This window comes from Paenibacillus sp. 1-8, from assembly GCF_056316205.1.
The window spans coordinates 1398218-1416158 of the sequence record NZ_CM149995.1; the positions used below are offsets into that span (position 1 = coordinate 1398218).

2 protein-coding genes are annotated in these 17941 nt (G+C 40.9%); both read left to right on the plus strand.

Annotation, left to right across the window (positions count from 1 at the left end; all coding sequences use genetic code 11):
- Complete coding sequence (locus tag AC0WRU_RS06470) at nt 1–3276, plus strand: non-ribosomal peptide synthetase (protein WP_476127691.1); 3276 nt, start codon at nt 1–3, stop codon at nt 3274–3276.
- Between the two features lie 16 nt (nt 3277–3292).
- The gene (locus tag AC0WRU_RS06475) at nt 3293–17884 is read left to right on the plus strand and encodes a non-ribosomal peptide synthetase (protein ID WP_476127692.1); all 14592 of its coding nucleotides are present in this window, start codon (nt 3293–3295) and stop codon (nt 17882–17884) included.
- Nucleotides 17885–17941: the final 57 nt, after the last annotated feature.

The window sequence follows — 17941 nt, forward strand, 5'->3', positions numbered from 1 at the left end:
ATGAATCCGTTTTCGAAAGAACAAATTCAGGATATATATGCATTGTCTCCCATGCAAGAAGGGATATTATATCATTCCCTATCAGATACGGACCCAAACACTTATGTAGTTCAACTGATCCTGACTATGGGGGGTCATCTTAATGTTGAACTTATGCGTCAAAGTTTCTCGACAATCATCCAACGGCACAATGTATTAAGAACGACTTTTTTAATGGAAAAGGTCAAACGACCACTTCAGGTAGTGCTAACGGAAAGGCCTCTTCAATTTATTTGTGAAAGCAGGGCAGATATATCGAGTCTGGATGGAAAGCTGTGGATTCAGCAATATTTAAAAAGGGATCGTCAGCGAGGATTCAACTTGACGAAAGATCCGCTCATTAGGTTATCGATGCTACAAACAAGCCCTAAGGAATGGACTTGTGTACTCGCTTTTCATCATATTTTAATGGATGGCTGGTGTTCAGATTTACTCCTTTGTGAGTTATTTGAAATCTATACTTCTTTAGTTAAAGGACAAAGCAAATCCATTTGTATGGAGCAGCCTTATAGTCAGTATATAGAATGGTTGGCAAAACAAGACCAAGAAAGCGCACTTAAATATTGGAAAGACTATTTGGAAGGGTTTGAAGAAGGTTCTACCCTGCCGGGTCAGACACGTAGTAATAAAAAAAAATCAATTCAAGATTATAGCTTAGGTAAACATTCTATTCAATTGGAGCGTCCGTTGTCTGAATTGATAAAAGAGTTGGCCCGAAACAATCAAGTCACATTAAACGCAGTCTATCAGACTCTTTGGGGGATTGTGCTGCAAAAATATAATAATACTAACGATGCTGTATTTGGCTCTGTTGTAGCAGGAAGACCGCCAGAGATATCAGAAGTTGATCAAATGATAGGGTTATTTATTAATACGGTTCCTGTACGTATACAATCAGCGGGGGACCTAACTTTTGTTTCACTAATGCAGCAAATTCATCATCTAAATTTAAATTCCCAGCCCTACGAGCATTTGTCACTCTCACAGATTCAAAATCAGTCGATTGGACAAAGCCTGTTTAATCATATTTATGTGTTTGATAATACTCCATTAAATCCTTTATGGAAAAATTTGTTATCTGAAGTCAATATAAACATCAAGGACGTTGATGTTATAGAACATACTAATTATGACTTAAGTATTACAGTGCTTCCGCGTGATAAAACAAATATAACGTTTATCTATAATTCCAATATTTATTCTGAAGATACTGTGAGAAGAATGGCAAATCATATGTATAATGTCGCAATGAAAATCTGTAGTGAGCCTTCCGTTTGCTTGAAAGATATTTGTATTTTGAGTGCTGAAGAGGAGACCGAAATTATTGCATTGAGTAGTGCGAAGATTATGGAGCGTAGCGGCAAAGAAACACTTGCAGATCTATTTGAAAAGCAAGTTGAAGTTTTGCCGTTTGCAACGGCCCTTACATTTGGGGACACTAACATATCTTATGGAGAGTTAAATAGGCAGGCTAACAGACTTGCTTATGCCTTACAAGATCTAGGTGCACAACCTGATCAACTAATTGGACTACTTACGGAGCGTTCACCAGGGATGATCGTTGGGATACTAGGTATCTTAAAATCAAATGCAGGCTACACACCTCTTGATCCGGAAAATACAATCGAGCGATTAAAGGTTATTGTACAAGATGCTAACTTATCAATCATTGTGGTTTCACGATCGAATTTTCCTTTAATTACAAAGCTATTGGAACAACTGGGAGGTACCGACATACGTCAGATTGTAGTTCTTGAGGATGTGCTGGAACAAACAAATGATCGGGATAAGAGCAATCCACTACGAATATCAGAGGCTAGCCATTTGGCCTATGTGATGTATACTTCCGGTTCGACCGGTATACCTAAAGGAATAATGATCGAAAATATCAATGTAATGAGAATTGTGAAAGACTCAGATTATATACAAATTACACCGCAAGATACCATTCTTCAGTTGTCCAACTTTGCTTTTGATGGCTCTATTTTTGATATATTTGGGAGTCTTTTAAATGGAGCAAGACTTGTTTTAGCAGATAAAGAGACAGTGCTTAATGTATCTGAGTTAGCTCAGTTGATTTTAAAAGAAAATGTCTCCGTGTTTTTTGTGACAACTGCTCTTTTTAATACACTCGTAGATCATGAAATTCATTGCTTTTCAAATGTAAGGAAGGTACTGTTTGGTGGCGAACGAGCATCAATAGTGCATGTAAATAAAGCTTTTCAGTGGATGGGTGTAGGTAAAATTATCCATATGTACGGCCCGACAGAGAGTACGGTTTATGCGATGTATCATGAAGTTCATGAACTTAATGAGGACTTGGACACAATTCCGATTGGTCGACCAATTAAAAATACGGAGGTGCTTGTTCTTAATTCAGAAAATCATTCACAGCCAATTGGGGCAATTGGGGAACTGTGCATTGCTGGAGAGGGTCTCGCACGAGGTTATCTCAACAATCAGCAATTAACTCAAGAGAAATTTTTATGTCTTTTTGAAAAACGATTATACAAAACAGGTGACTTAGGGCGACGGCTTGCAAACGGAGAAATTGAATTTCTAGGGCGTAATGACCATCAAGTAAAGATTAGGGGATTCCGAATTGAATTAGGTGAAATTGAAAAGCGGATTCTTGAAAATCAGACTGTAAAAGAAGTACTTGTCATGGAACATGTAGATAAACATGGAGATAAACGTTTGTGTGCGTACTATGCCGCAAATCGAGAGATTAATGCAGAAAAAATTAGACAATGGGTTGCTGAAAGGCTACCGAACTACATGATTCCTGCCTTTTTTGTACAGATTAAGGCGTTACCCCTAAACACAAACGGCAAAGTGGATCGTAAAAAACTTACATTACCGGATACGAGTCAGCTCTTTCAGGATCAAGCGGTACTTCCAAGGAACAGTATGGAAGAGACGGTAGCTTGCGTATGGAAAACGGTGTTAGGGATTGAAAACGTAAGTGTAGTGGAAGACTTTTATACACTGGGAGGGGATTCAATAAAGGCTATTCAAATCTCAGCGCAACTTCGAGCGAAAGATATTAAAGTGACTACCAAAGATATATTTCAACATCCAAGTGTAGTCGACTTAAGCGCCTTTATCATCAAGGAACAATCGAGACAAGTACAAACCATGAATGCTGCTACTATCCAAAATGGCTATGACGAATTAGGGATTTCCGCAAGTGATCTGCATGAACTTCAGACGGAGTTGAATTCCAAGATCAATTAACAGGAGGGAACGAGTCATGTCGTCCAAGCAACTGTTACAAAAGATTTATTCGCTAACACCGATGCAGGAAGGAATTCTGTACCATACATTACGTGAAGAAAATCAGGGTAATTTTATAGTTCAGCTTTTCTTCAGTGTAGAAGGGCCTCTCTCACCAGATATTATGAATAAGAGCTTGAAATTACTTGTACAGCGACACGATGTTTTTCGCACGCTTTTTAATGTTGACAAAGCGAAGCGACCAATTCAATTAGTTGTAGAGCAACGGGAAAATAGAATGATTTTTCAAGATTTGACTGAAATGAATCATAATAGTCAGATGGAATTTATATCTCATTATGCCAGTAAGGAAAAAATTAAAGGTTTCGATGTAACTGCTGATATGCTTGTTCGGCTTGCTGTTTTTCGGACAGACACACAGCATTACCGTTTACTTCTAAGTTTTCATCATATTATTGTAGATGGTTGGAGCTTAAGTTCGATTGTGCAAGAGCTTTTTGAAATATATAGTGCGTTATCTGCACATCGAACACCTAATCTAAAGGAAATCTACTCTTTTCAAAACTATATCGAATGGCTTAAACAACAGGATCAAGATTCTGCAAGTTTATACTGGAATCACTACTTAGAGGGCATTGAACAGGCCACTGATCTACCATGGCAATCAAAACAGAAGAAGGAAGGCTATTTACAGCAACAAGTAAAGTTTACCTTCGATCGGGAAATGACTAAACAACTTCAGGAACTGGCACTTACCTATCGTGTAACGCTGAACGCTGTTATTCAAGCAGTCTGGAGCATTGTGTTAAAAAGATATAACAATACCAATGATGTGGTTTTTGGAACAGTTGTTTCAGGAAGGCATGCAGCGATTTCTGGAATAGATCAAATGATCGGCATGCTGATCAATACCAATCCAGTAAGAGTAAAGTTTGAGCAAGACATTCATTTTGGAGACCTGCTGTCATTAATCCATGAGCAAATGATTGAATCCCAAGAGCACAGTCATTATCCCCTGATGAAGATACAAGCGGCTACTCCTCTGAGAGAGAATTTAATTAATCATATTGTAGTTTTTGAAAATGTGCCTTTGGAATTCAATTTATTGGACGGACAGCGTGTCCATGAGTTGAAGATCTATGATTTTGAATTAAAAGATCAGACAAACTATGATTTCAATATCATTGTGATACCCTCTGAGGAAATATCTGTATGCTTAAAATATAATGCATTTTGCTATTCAAATGAAGATATTCAAAAGGTTGCTGGACATATTCGTGCGGTCACTACCGCTATTACTCAGAATCCACATGTACTTGTACGAAATATTTCGATTCTCACATTAGATGAAAAAGAACGCATATTAATAGAATTCAACAACACAGACCATGTTTTTTCTGGCCTGAAAAATTTACACGAATTTTTTGAGGACAGAGCTATAGCTTATCCTGACAAAACCGCCCTGATCCTTGGCGATAAAAATATGAGCTATGAAGCGGTCAACAAACGCGCCAATCAATTAGCCAGAATACTGCGGCGTAAGGGATTATGCAGTAATCAAACCGTTGGAATAATGTTTGACAGATCATTTGAAATGATCATATCTATATTGGCGATTCATAAGGCAGGCGGTGCTTATATACCTATTGACCCCGACTATCCCAAAGATCGGATTCGTTATATGCTGCAAGACAGCGGAACTAACCTTGTCTTAACAAATACGATTTGGAACGAACGCCTCTTAGGTTTAGAAACAGAAACTCTGCTCCTGGATATAAACTTGTCCGATAACGAGGATGACACCAATCTAGATAGTGTTAATACTCCTGAGGATTTGGCTTACATCATGTACACATCAGGTTCTACTGGTAGACCCAAAGGGGTTATGGTTCAGCATCGATCCGTTGTCAACAATATGTTGTGGATGCAGCGAAAGTATTCGATCACAGAAGCGGATGTTATCATGCAAAAAACAGCTTACACCTTTGATGTGTCCGTGTTTGAATTGTGTTGGTGGTACTTTCAGGGCGCAGCTACTCTATGTTTGTTGGAGCCTGGAGGAGAAAAAGATCCCGAAATCATTATCCGCACGGTTGAACAAAAGAAAGTAACGGTAATTCACTTTGTTCCATCCATGTTACATGCATTTTTAGACTATCTGGAATATGGAGAAGGACATGTTCAGCGTTTATCGTCTATACAAAAAGTATTTACCAGTGGAGAAGCACTGACAAGCAAGCACGTTCAGCGGTTTAACGATGGATGGAGAAGAGATAAAAATATTATTTTCTCCAATTTATATGGACCGACAGAAGGAACTATACACGATTCTTATTTTGATTGTCCTTCTGATTTTGGTATGGATTCTATACCAATCGGCAAACCGATAGATAATATTCAGATGTATATTATAGACCAGGATGGCCAATTACAGCCAGTTGGTGTAGCAGGAGAATTGTGTATTGCGGGTACAGGCGTAGCTGTAGGATATGTGAATCTTCCTGAAGCAACAAAAGAGAAATTTGTAAGAGATCCATTTAGAATGGGTCAAAATATGTACAAAACAGGCGATTTAACAAGATGGATGATTGATGGAAATATTGAGTATATGGGGAGAAAAGACTTTCAGATTAAGATCCGAGGGTATCGAATTGAAACTGAAGAAATTGAGAACCTCCTACATCAATATTTAGGTATCCAGCAAGCACTAGTTACAGTATACATGGATGCTGAAAATAATGGACATTTATACGCATATATTATTGGATCCCGATCTATTGATGAGAATGCTATAAAAGACTATCTTGTCCAGCATGTTCCAGAGTATATGGTACCATCTTATTTTATAAAGTTAGACAGATTTCCTCTATCACAAAGCGGAAAGATTGATCGTAAGAGCTTACCATTGCCAGACATCAAAGTAAAGGTATCTGCTGCATACACACCACCAAGAACTAACATTGAAACAGTGACATCAGAGATATGGAAAGAAGTGCTGGGTGTAGAAAAAGTGGGCATTCACGACCATTTTTTTGCGCTCGGGGGCGACTCTATCAAAGCCATTCAAGTGGCGTCACGTTTACAGCGTCATCAAGTGCATATCGGAATCAAAGATATATTTGCGAATCCGACGATTGCACAATTAACTCAAGGATTAGCTGTACAAACAAAAGTTGTAGATCAGAGTGTTGTTAAAGGCATGGTGCCACTTACGCCTATTCAAAAATGGTTTTTTGAACAACAGGGGATACAAAGGCATCATTGGAATCAGTCTTTTATGTTGTATAGAGAAGAAGGATTTGATCCTGACATACTTCAAGAAACGATGAATTGTATTATTTACCATCATGATGCTCTACGTATGGTGTATACAAGCGGGCAAGACTCTATTATACAAACAAATCAGGACATGAAAGGGTCGGCTTGGTTGCAGGTTGTTGATTTATCAGGTCAACTTGATGTAAGAGAGCGTATCACAAATCTTTCAGAAAAGATTCAAATGAGCATGGATTTAACTGCAGGTCCTCTACTGAAATTGGGATTGTTCCAAACTATAGAAGGAGATCATCTCCTTATTGTTGCACACCACTTGATTATTGATGGTGTCTCTTGGCGAATATTGCTCGAAGATATAGCACAAGTTTATCAACAGCTTAGCTCAGGAGAAAAGCCTTCATTACCGTATAAGACAACTTCTTATAAGGGCTGGGCTAGCGCTCTGGAGGAGTATGCGAATAGTCCGGTATTACTTGATGAGATTCCATACTGGATGAATATTGATCAGCGGTACATTGAGCCTCTGCCTAAGGATCACACATGTTCAACCAACTTTGTCAAGGATACACGATCGATAAATATTCAACTATCAAAGCAGGACACAGACAACCTGCTTCGTCATTCCAATCAGGCTTATAATACGGAAATTAATGATTTATTATTAGCCGCATTAGGGAGCGCATTCCGAGATTGGACACATCATAGACAGATTCTTATCGGGTTAGAGGGTCACGGGAGAGAAGACATAATCCCCGATATTAATGTCTCTCGGACGATCGGTTGGTTCACTACGATATATCCTGTAGTAATCGATCTTTCGTCATCTTGTTCTCTGCAGGATACGGTTCAACATGTAAAACAAACATTGCGGCAAATTCCGAAAAAAGGGATCGGTTATGGTTTGTTAAAATATGTTACTGACCTGAATTACAAAAACATGATGAGGTGGAGACTTCAGCCTCAAGTTTGTTTTAACTATTTAGGTGAATTTGCTCAAAGTATAGATCAGGGAGTTTTTACGCTTTCTGATATGTCTCAAGGCCAGATGCTTGATCCGCAATCGGAGCGGAGTTATTCCATTGATATAACTGGAGCAGTCATGGAAGGCGAGCTAAGGGTTTCTTTTATATACAATAAATATGAATACGATGAAGAAACACTGACTGAAGTTGCCTTGAATTTTAAGAATCATCTCTTGGAAATTACAAATCATTGTGTAACATGTGGGACAAGAGAGCTTAGTGAAAAAATATACCCAACAGCGCATTCCGATGTAGAAAATATAAACGCTCCTTTTGCGTTAACTGATATTCAGATGGCATATTTTCTAGGTCGAAATGATGAGCTTGAAATGGGCGGCGTTTCTACTCATGTATATACCGAGGTGGAGACTGACGTTGACATGGTGCGTTTTAATCAATGCTTGAATAAAGTCATTCGGAGACACCCGATGCTAAGAGCAATTATCATGCCAAGCGGTGAGCAGTGTATTCTTAAAGACGTGCCGGAGTATCAAATGGTTATAGAAGATCTTCGATTCCTCAAGAGGAGAGAACAAGAAGAGCGGATTCTTTTGGAGCGAAGCCGGATGTCGCACCATGTGTTTGTTCCTGAACAGTGGCCGATGTTCGAATTTAAGGCTTTTCAGCTTGAGAATGATAAGCATCTATTGTGTATGGGCAGGGATCTGCTTATTGCTGATGCAGCGAGTATGGATATTATCGGTCGTGATCTAATGCATTTATATCACAATCCGAATGCCAAATTGCCTAAATTGGACTTTAGCTTCCGCGATTATATTCTTGCTTACTCGGATTTGAAGCATTCAGAAATATATGAACGTGATCGAAAATACTGGCTTAATAAAATTGAAGATTTTCCATTAGCACCTGTTCTCCCTTTACAATGTAATCCTGAACAAATAAAAGCGCCAAAATTTCAGAGAAAAGAAAAGATATACAATCAACAACAGTGGATTTCTTTAAAACAGCTGGCTTTACAAAATGGAGTGACTCCATCCGCCTTGCTCGCGACCATTTATTCATATCTTCTTTCCGTGTGGGGCAATCAAGCGAACTTGTCCATTAATCTTACAGTCTTCAATCGTTACCCCTTTCATGAACAGGTAGAGCATATTGTAGGTGACTTTACATCAAACCTGCTGCTTGGAATCTCATTTAAACCTGGTACGTCATTATGGGATAAGGCCAGAGATGTTCAGTCTGTATTAATTGATGCATTAGAGCATAGCCACTATGAGGGTGTTGAGTTTATTAGGGATATTGTGAGACATCATGGCATTAGACATGGTAAGGCTGTAATTCCATATGTATTTACCTCTGTGCTTTCTGAAAATAACACAGAACACGCACCCGGTCTTGAGCAATTAGGAAACTTGAAAACAGGGATTACTCAAACCTCACAGGTATATATTGATTTCCAGGCTACGTTAGTAGAAGATGAATTATGGTTATTTTGGGATTATGTAGATGAATTATTTTCGCCAGTAATGATTGAAGGTATGTTCAGACAGTTTACGCAAATCATTGATTCTCTTTTGTTAAATGCTATGTATTCTTCAAATCTGGAAATTGAAATAGAGAATGAGGAAGCTATCCGATTATACAACAATACGAACAAGGCTGTCCCGCCTAGCACCTTGCATGGGCTGTTCGAGGAGCAAGCAGCGCGTACTCCAGAAGCAGTGGCATTAGTGCACAAGGATGAATGCCTTACGTATGGAGAACTGCAGAAACGTTCGAATCAAGTAGCCCGTTACTTGCAAGGGCAGGGTGTATGTCGTGGTGATTATGTTAGCGTATTGGCAAGCCGGAGTATCGCAACCGTTGCTAATGTTATAGGTATTTTGAAGGCTGGAGCAGCTTATGTACCGGTAGATCCGGACTATCCGGAAGAACGGCGCCACTACATTCACGAGCACAGTCAATGTAAGCTGACTGTAGAACCGGAGTTGTACGATACAGCTGGCGTAGCAGAATATTCTGACGAAGCTCTTCCGATGGATTATCATCCGGACGATGTGGCGTATGTGATCTATACGTCGGGCAGCACAGGCCGACCCAAGGGCGTAATCACAACACACGGAGCAGCAGCCAATACGATTCAGGATATTAATCATAAATTCGGTATCCATGAGCAGGACCGGATGATAGGTTTGTCCTCCATGTGTTTCGATCTGTCTGTGTATGATCTATTTGGTGCCTTGGCAGCCGGAGCGGCATTGGTATTGATTGACGATCAGCGAGATGTCGATGATGTAATATACACGATAGAGCATCAAGGCATCACCCTATGGAATTCCGTACCGGCTATTATGGAAATGGTGCTCGCCAACGTCACGGCTGACTTTCACAATGATGGAATTCGAACGGTGTTGCTTAGCGGGGATTGGATACCGCTGCACCTGCCAGAGAAAATAAAGCGACATTGTCCGCATGCAGAAGTGATTAGCCTGGGAGGAGCAACCGAAGCCTCCATCTGGTCCATCTACTACCCAATCAAGGAATGGAATGGACAGACAGCCTCAATTCCTTATGGCAGACCGCTGGCGAACCAGCAGGTGTATGTACTGAACTATGAGCTAAAGCCTTGCCCGGTCCATGTACAAGGGGAACTGTACATTGGTGGGATGGGGCTTGCAGCAGGTTATCTGAATGATGAACAGAAAACCCGAGAATCCTTCGTGGAACATCCAGAGCTGGGCAGATTATACCGAACCGGAGATTATGGAGTATGGCGTCCGGCAGGTTATATCGAATTTCAAGGACGGAAGGATCAGCAGGTAAAGATCCGGGGGTACCGGGTGGAGCTGGGAGAAATTGAAGGGCGTCTGCTAGCACATGAATTCATCAAAAATGCGGTGGTGATGGAACAAAGGGATGATCGCAATCACGCATTTCTATGTGCATACTATGTTCCAGATGGGGAGGAAGTAACCTCAGAGGAACTGCGAATATATTTACAGCGGGAACTACCGAATTATATGGTGCCGTCGTATTATATGGAACTGGAGAAAATACCATTATCCCCTAATGGCAAGGTAAATCGAAGAGAGCTGCCGATCCCGAATGTGGAGCAGCAAATGAACTTGAAATATGAAGAAGCACGAAATGAAACGGAGCAGAAACTGACGGAAATATGGAAAGAGGTATTGGGAGTCGAACGAATTGGAATCCATGATCATTTTTTTGAATTGGGTGGAAATTCGATTCTGATGGTGCAAATCCGAACAAGAATAAGCAGGGAAATGGGAATCGATTTGAATCTACGAGACTTTCTGCAGTATTATACCATAGCGAAGCTGTCAGAACGGATGGGGGAAGGCGTAGATACACAAGCGGCCATCGTGTATCCGGAGTTAACACCTGATCCGGAGCATATGTATGAACCGTTTCCGCTAACGGATGTGCAGATGGCTTATCTGATGGGACGCGAGAACCATTTTGAGCTGGGTGGAGTGTCAACTCATGGATATACTGAAATCAAAACAGACTTTGATTTAGACAGACTTAATTGTGCATTACAACAGGTCATTAAATATCAGCCCATGATGCGCGCAGTCGTATTTCCTACCGGAGAGCAGGTTATTCTGGAGAATGTACCGGAATATCGAATAACAGTGGTTGACCTTACCCATATGAGTTCGTCTGAGCAACAAGAACGGATAGTGTCAGAAAGAGAGCGAATGTCTCATTATGTATTTCCAACAGACCAATGGCCGCTCTTTGAATATAAAGCTTTTAAATTATCTGAAGGAATTCATTATTTGTTTATTAGCTACGACATGTTGATTACGGATGGAGCAAGTATTCAACTGATCGGCAAGCTGCTGGTTAAATTCTATAAAGAGCCAAATTGGATGCCATCACAGTTACAGAGCACATTCCGGGATTATATTCTGGCATTGCAGCATTTTAAAAATTCGGAAACCTATGCGAAGGACAAACTGTATTGGTTGAATAAATTGGAGGATTTTCCTTCAGCTCCGGAGCTTCCTTTGAAAGCGGATCCGTCCGGTGTGATTAAGCCTCGTTTTTGCCGTCTGGAGCAAGAAATCGATAGAGAAACCTGGGAGAAAATCAAAAAACAGGCGTATAAGTACAATATAACGCCTACAGCCGCTCTTCTTACTGCTTATGCAGAAGTGATGGCCTTTTGGAGTAATCAGCCTCATTTAGCCGTGAGTTTGACCGTTTTCAACAGACTGCCGTTTCATCAAGATGTAAAAGACATGATTGGGGATTTTACTTCCGTAATTTTAATAGAAATTGATTTCAGATCCGAGAAAGGGTATTGGGAGAGAGCTAAACGGATCCAGGAGCGCCTTTTAGAATCACTTGAGCATCGGCATTATGATGGTATTGAATTGATACGGGAAATATCTAAATACCATAATTATGGTAATCGTGCTGTTATGCCTGTTGTTTTTACAAGCATGCTGCTGGGGAGCAAGGAAAGAGGCGAAGTTAGTTGGTATGAACTAGGTGAGATACAAATGGGGGCCGGGCAGACATCTCAAGTTTACTTGGATCACCAACTTTTTGAAGACAATGGTTCGTTGAGAATCGTTTGGGACTATGTTGAGCAACTATTCGATGAAAATGTAATTCATTCAATGTTCAAGCAATATATTGATACATTAACTCTGCATACCAACTGCATAAAAATTACTGAACAAGAAACGAAGTTGATGGAGAGCTACAATAATAAAGAGAAACCGATACCGTACACCACCTTGCATGGCCTGTTCGAGGAGCAAGCAATACGCACTCCAGAAGCAGTAGCATTAACGCATAAGGATGAATGCCTTACGTATGGAGAACTGCAGAAACGTTCGAATCAAATAGCCCGTTACTTGCAAGGGCAGGGTGTATGTCGTGGTGATTATGTTAGCGTATTGGCAAGCCGGAGTATCGCAACCGTTGCTAATGTTATAGGTATTTTGAAGGCTGGAGCAGCTTATGTACCGGTGGATCCGGACTATCCGGAAGAACGGCGCCACTACATCCACGAGCACAGTCAATGTAAGCTGACTGTAGAACCGGAGTTGTACGATACAGCTGGCGTAGCAGAATATTCTGACGAAGCTCTTCCGATGGATTATCATCCGGACGATGTGGCGTATGTGATCTATACGTCGGGCAGCACAGGCCGACCCAAGGGCGTAATCACAACACACGGAGCAGCAGCCAATACGATTCAGGATATTAATCATAAATTCGGTATCCATGAGCAGGACCGGATGATAGGTTTGTCCTCCATGTGTTTCGATCTGTCTGTGTATGATCTATTTGGTGCCTTGGCAGCCGGAGCGGCATTGGTATTGATTGACGATCAGCGAGATGTCGATGATGTAATATACACGATAGAGCATCAAGGCATTACCCTATGGAATTCCGTACCGGCTATTATGGAAATGGTGCTCGCCAACGTCACGGCTGACTTTCACAATGATGGAATTCAAACAGTGTTGCTTAGCGGGGATTGGATACCGCTGCACCTGCCAGAGAAAATTAAGCGATATTGTCCGCATGCAGAAGTGATTAGCTTGGGAGGAGCAACAGAAGCCTCGATCTGGTCCATCTACTACCCAATCGAGGAATGGGATGGACAGACCGCCTCGATACCTTATGGCAGACCGCTGGCGAACCAGCAGATGCATGTGCTGAACTATGAGCTGAAGCCTTGCCCGGTGGATGTACAAGGGGAACTGTACATTGGTGGGATGGGGCTTGCGGCAGGTTATCTAAATGATGAACAGAAAACCCGAGAATCCTTCGTGGAACATCCAGAGCTGGGCAGATTATACCGAACCGGAGATTATGGAGTATGGCGTCCGGCAGGTTATATCGAATTTCAGGGACGGAAGGATCAGCAAATAAAGATTCGGGGGTACCGGGTAGAGCTGGGCGAAATTGAAGGGCGTCTGCTAGCACATGAATTCATCAAAAATGCGGTGGTGATGGAACAAAGGGATGATCGCAATCACGCATTTCTATGTGCATACTATGTTCCAGATGGGGAGGAAGTAACCTCGGAGGAACTGCGAATATATTTACAGCGGGAACTACCGAATTATATGGTGCCGTCGTATTATATGGAGCTGGAGAAAATACCATTATCCCCTAATGGCAAGGTAAATCGAAGAGAGCTGCCGATCCCGAATGTGGAGCAGCAAATGAACTTGAAATATGAAGAAGCACGAAATGAAACGGAGCAGAAACTGGCGGAAATATGGAAAGAGGTATTGGGAGTCGAACGAATTGGAATCCATGATCATTTTTTTGAATTGGGTGGAAATTCGATTCTGATGGTGCAAATCCGAACAAGAATAAGCAGGGAAATGGGAATCGATTTGAATCTGCGAGACTTTCTGCAGTATTATACCATAGCGAAGCTGTCAGAACGGATCGAGGAAGGCGTAGATACACAAGCGGCCATCGTGTATCCGGAGTTAACACCTGATCCGGAGCATATGTATGAGCCGTTTCCGCTAACGGATGTGCAGATGGCTTATCTAATGGGACGCGAGGACCATTTTGAAATGGGCGGAGTGTCAACTCATGTATATATTGAGTTAGAAACTTCATTGGACATGGATCGGTTTAATCGAGCCCTACAAAAAGTTATTGAACGCCATGCTATGCTGCGAACGATTATCTTGCCGAGCGGACAGCAACAAATATTGGATGATGTGCCAGAATATCATATCGAGATTATTCCGATGGAGGATCTCTCCAAGGAAGATCAGGAACAGAGAATACTGACGGAAAGAGAGCGCATGTCTCACTACATTTTCAAGACCGATCAGTGGCCTCTATTTGAGTATAAGGCTTATCAATGTTCTGCAGAAATGTTTTACCTTTTTATTGGTTATGACATGTTAATAACGGATGGGGCAAGCTTTCAATTCATTCATCAGGAAATTATGAAATTTTACCATGATCCAGATTTAGATTTGGAAGGCGTGGATATTACTTTCAGAGACTACATGATGGCTTATACGGGGTTCAAATCCTCGGAAATATATAAGAGGGATCGGCAATACTGGATGGATAAACTGGAATGTTTTCCTGATCCTCCTGCTTTACCGTATATTTCTTCACCAAGCCTGATTGTACAACCGCGATTCAAAAGGGTAACCAAACACTGGAATAGGGAACTATACGAAAAGCTGAAGCAAGTTTCACAAAAAAATCATCTGACACCAACTGCAGTGCTATGTACTGTATTTGCCAAAGTGTTGTCTTACTGGAGCAATCAATCCCAATTGGCGCTCAATTGTACTATTTTTAATCGTTATCCATTTCATAAAGATGTAAATAAGATGATTGGTGACTTTACGTCCGTTATGTTGCTTGACATCACGCTTGAAGGAGGAAAATCTTTCTGGGAGCAGGCTGAATCCGTGCAAAACGTGTTGATGGAGGCGCTCGAACATAGGCATTACGACGGAATTCAATTTATCAGAGAGATTGTACGTCATCGTGGTGCTGTAACCCATAAGGCAGCGATGCCCATTGTATTCACAAGCATGTTGCTGGATACGGGAAAAGGTACAGATGAGTCTGTTTATTATATGGGGGATGTAAAGACAGCGGTCTCTCAAACCTCCCAAGTGTTTTTAGATTATCAGGTTCTGGAAGTAGATGGCGGACTCACGATCACTTGGGATTATGTTGAACAACTGTTTGATTCGGTATTGATTAAAGCGATGTTTGAACAGTACTTTATGCTGCTGGAATTTTCCTTAAACTCAGATGCAGGAAATAGGTTCCCATGGGGACGTGAAAATCATCTGCTGATCTCAGCTTTTAATGATACTTGTGAAGAAATTCCAAGGATTACACTCCATTCCTTGTTTGAACAGCAGGTTGTTCGTTGGCCAGAGGCAATTGCAGTGATTTATAAGAATAGCCATATCACTTATCAGGAATTAAATGAACGCTCGAATAGAGTGGCTCGCTATTTACATGAATATGGCGTGTGTCGTGGTGATTTTATTAGTGTATTAGCCAATCGGAGTATTGAAACCATTGTGAATATAATAGGTATATTGAAGGCCGGAGCTGCTTATGTGCCAATTGATCCTGATTATCCGGAGGAACGTCGTGAATATATTAGGAATCACAGTGGTTGTAAATTAACGTTGGAACCGGAACTATACGTTAAGAAAGGATTAGCAGTTTATTCTGGTGAAGCTCTCCAGGTCGAACATGATCCGGATGATGTAGCCTATGTGATTTATACTTCAGGCAGTACAGGCCAGCCTAAAGGAGTCATTGTTACACATGGGGCGGTAGCTAACACGGTGCAGGATATAAATCGTAAATTCAATGTGAATGAGCAGGATCGTATAATTGGATTATCATCCATGTGTTTCGATTTATCGGTTTATGATCTATTTGGAGCGTTAGCGGTTGGAGCGGCTTTAGTACTTATTGATGATCAACGCGATATTACAGAAGTCGCCAAGACACTGGAGGAACATAAAATTACAATTTGGAACTCCGTGCCAGCTATAATGGACTTGATGTTGAACCATGTGCTTGGAGAAGAAGAGGAAAGCTGCTATTACTGGAATAGTATGCACCAGTCGTCTGGATCGCGCAAGAAAAACAGTTCTTTGCGTTTGGTCATTCTTAGTGGAGATTGGATACCTCTCAGTCTACCTGATAAAATTCGTAGACAATATATTCACGCGAATGTAGTAAGTATGGGTGGGGCAACAGAGGCTTCTATTTGGTCCATTTATTATCCTGTTTATGAAGTGCATGAAGATTGGGCCTCCATACCTTACGGAATGCCATTAGCTAACCAAACTTATTATGTATTGAATTATGATCAGGAACTTTGTCCAGCAGGTGTAAAAGGTGAGCTTTACATTGGAGGTGTTGGCCTAGCCAAAGGTTATCTTCATGAAGAAGAAAAAACGGCATTTTCATTCTTAAATCATCCGAAGTTTGGCAGGCTATATCACACTGGAGACCAAGGAATTCTGAATTCAAAAGGATATATTGAATTTTTGGGACGTAACGATCAGCAAGTAAAAATCCGTGGTTATCGTGTAGAGCTTGGCGAAATTGAAAATCAAATTCTTCAAATTATTGGAGTAAAGGAAGCAGTGGTTTTGTATACCCCTGATTCGAGAGGAAATAAAATACTGTGCGCGTATATTGTGACCCAACCAAGTTTGAACATCCAGGATATTAAAGAAGGAATTAGTCGTGCATTGCCAAATTACATGGTGCCCACCCATTATATTTGTCTGGATCAAATTCCTTTGACACCTAATGGAAAATTAGACCGAAAAGCACTGCCAGAGCCATCGGCTAAAGCCATATTTCAAAAGAAATATGAAGCTCCAGTAACGGAGATGGAGTGCATTATGGTACGAATCTGGGAAGAGGTTTTGGAGCATCGTTCCATCAGTGTAGGCGACTCTCTATTTGAATTGGGAGTGGATTCGACAAGTGTAATTAAATTTGTGGCGAGACTAGCTACAGGGCACGGAATAGAGCTTCCGATTCGACAGATATTTGTGACACCGACTATTCGAGAGATGGCATTCCTAGTTTCTTCATATGAGATGCAGATTAGCGACCTTTCTAACGAAAGAATGTTGTTTAATCCACAGGGAGAAAGAGACCGGAACATATTTTGTTTCCCGCCGGTAGTGGCTTTAGGGGTTGTATATCAAAGGCTTGCTGAATTCCTTGGTTCCTATCGATTGTATAGTTTCAATTTTCTTGAGATCGAACAAGACCGTCTCATTGCAGAATATATCCGTCTTATAAAAGAAGTTCAGCCTGAGGGACCTTACGTTTTTCTAGGGATTTCAGCGGGAGGCAATTTGGCTTTTGAAATTACAAAGGCCCTTGAAAAACAGGGGGATAAGGTTCGCCAGCTCATTTTATTGGACTCATTTTACATTACAGAAATAAATTCAGAGAGGCTTACAACGGAAGAGAGTCGTAAATATGCGAAAGAAACGGTAGATCTTATGTTAGAAAAATATCCACAATTGCAAAGTGAAGGAGAGTTTTTTCATCACCATGTTGGTGAGAAGATTCAAAGATACTATGCTTATTTGGATAATTTAATGAATTCTGGACATGTTGCGGCTCATATTCATGTTATTAAATCTCTTCAGAGTCAAAGTAAACATGTACGTGGAGATATTCATATGTGGCAGCATTCTACAATTGGAGAGTATTCCATTCGTGATGGTTATGGAGATCATGAAAGCATGCTTGATGCTACATTTGTTGAAAAGAATGCAGAGTTGATTCTAAACATATTGGAAAAATAAACGATAAAAAGAGGTGTTCCTTGGCCGTTTATGGCCTGTGGAATACCTCTTTTTAAT

Bases quoted from the DNA above. Each gene is read 5' to 3' on its own strand.
- AC0WRU_RS06475 (WP_476127692.1), top strand. From the start codon at position 3,293: ATGTCGTCCAAGCAACTGTTACAAAAGATTTATTCGCTAACACCGATG.
- AC0WRU_RS06470 (WP_476127691.1), top strand. From the start codon at position 1: ATGAATCCGTTTTCGAAAGAACAAATTCAGGATATATATGCATTGTCT.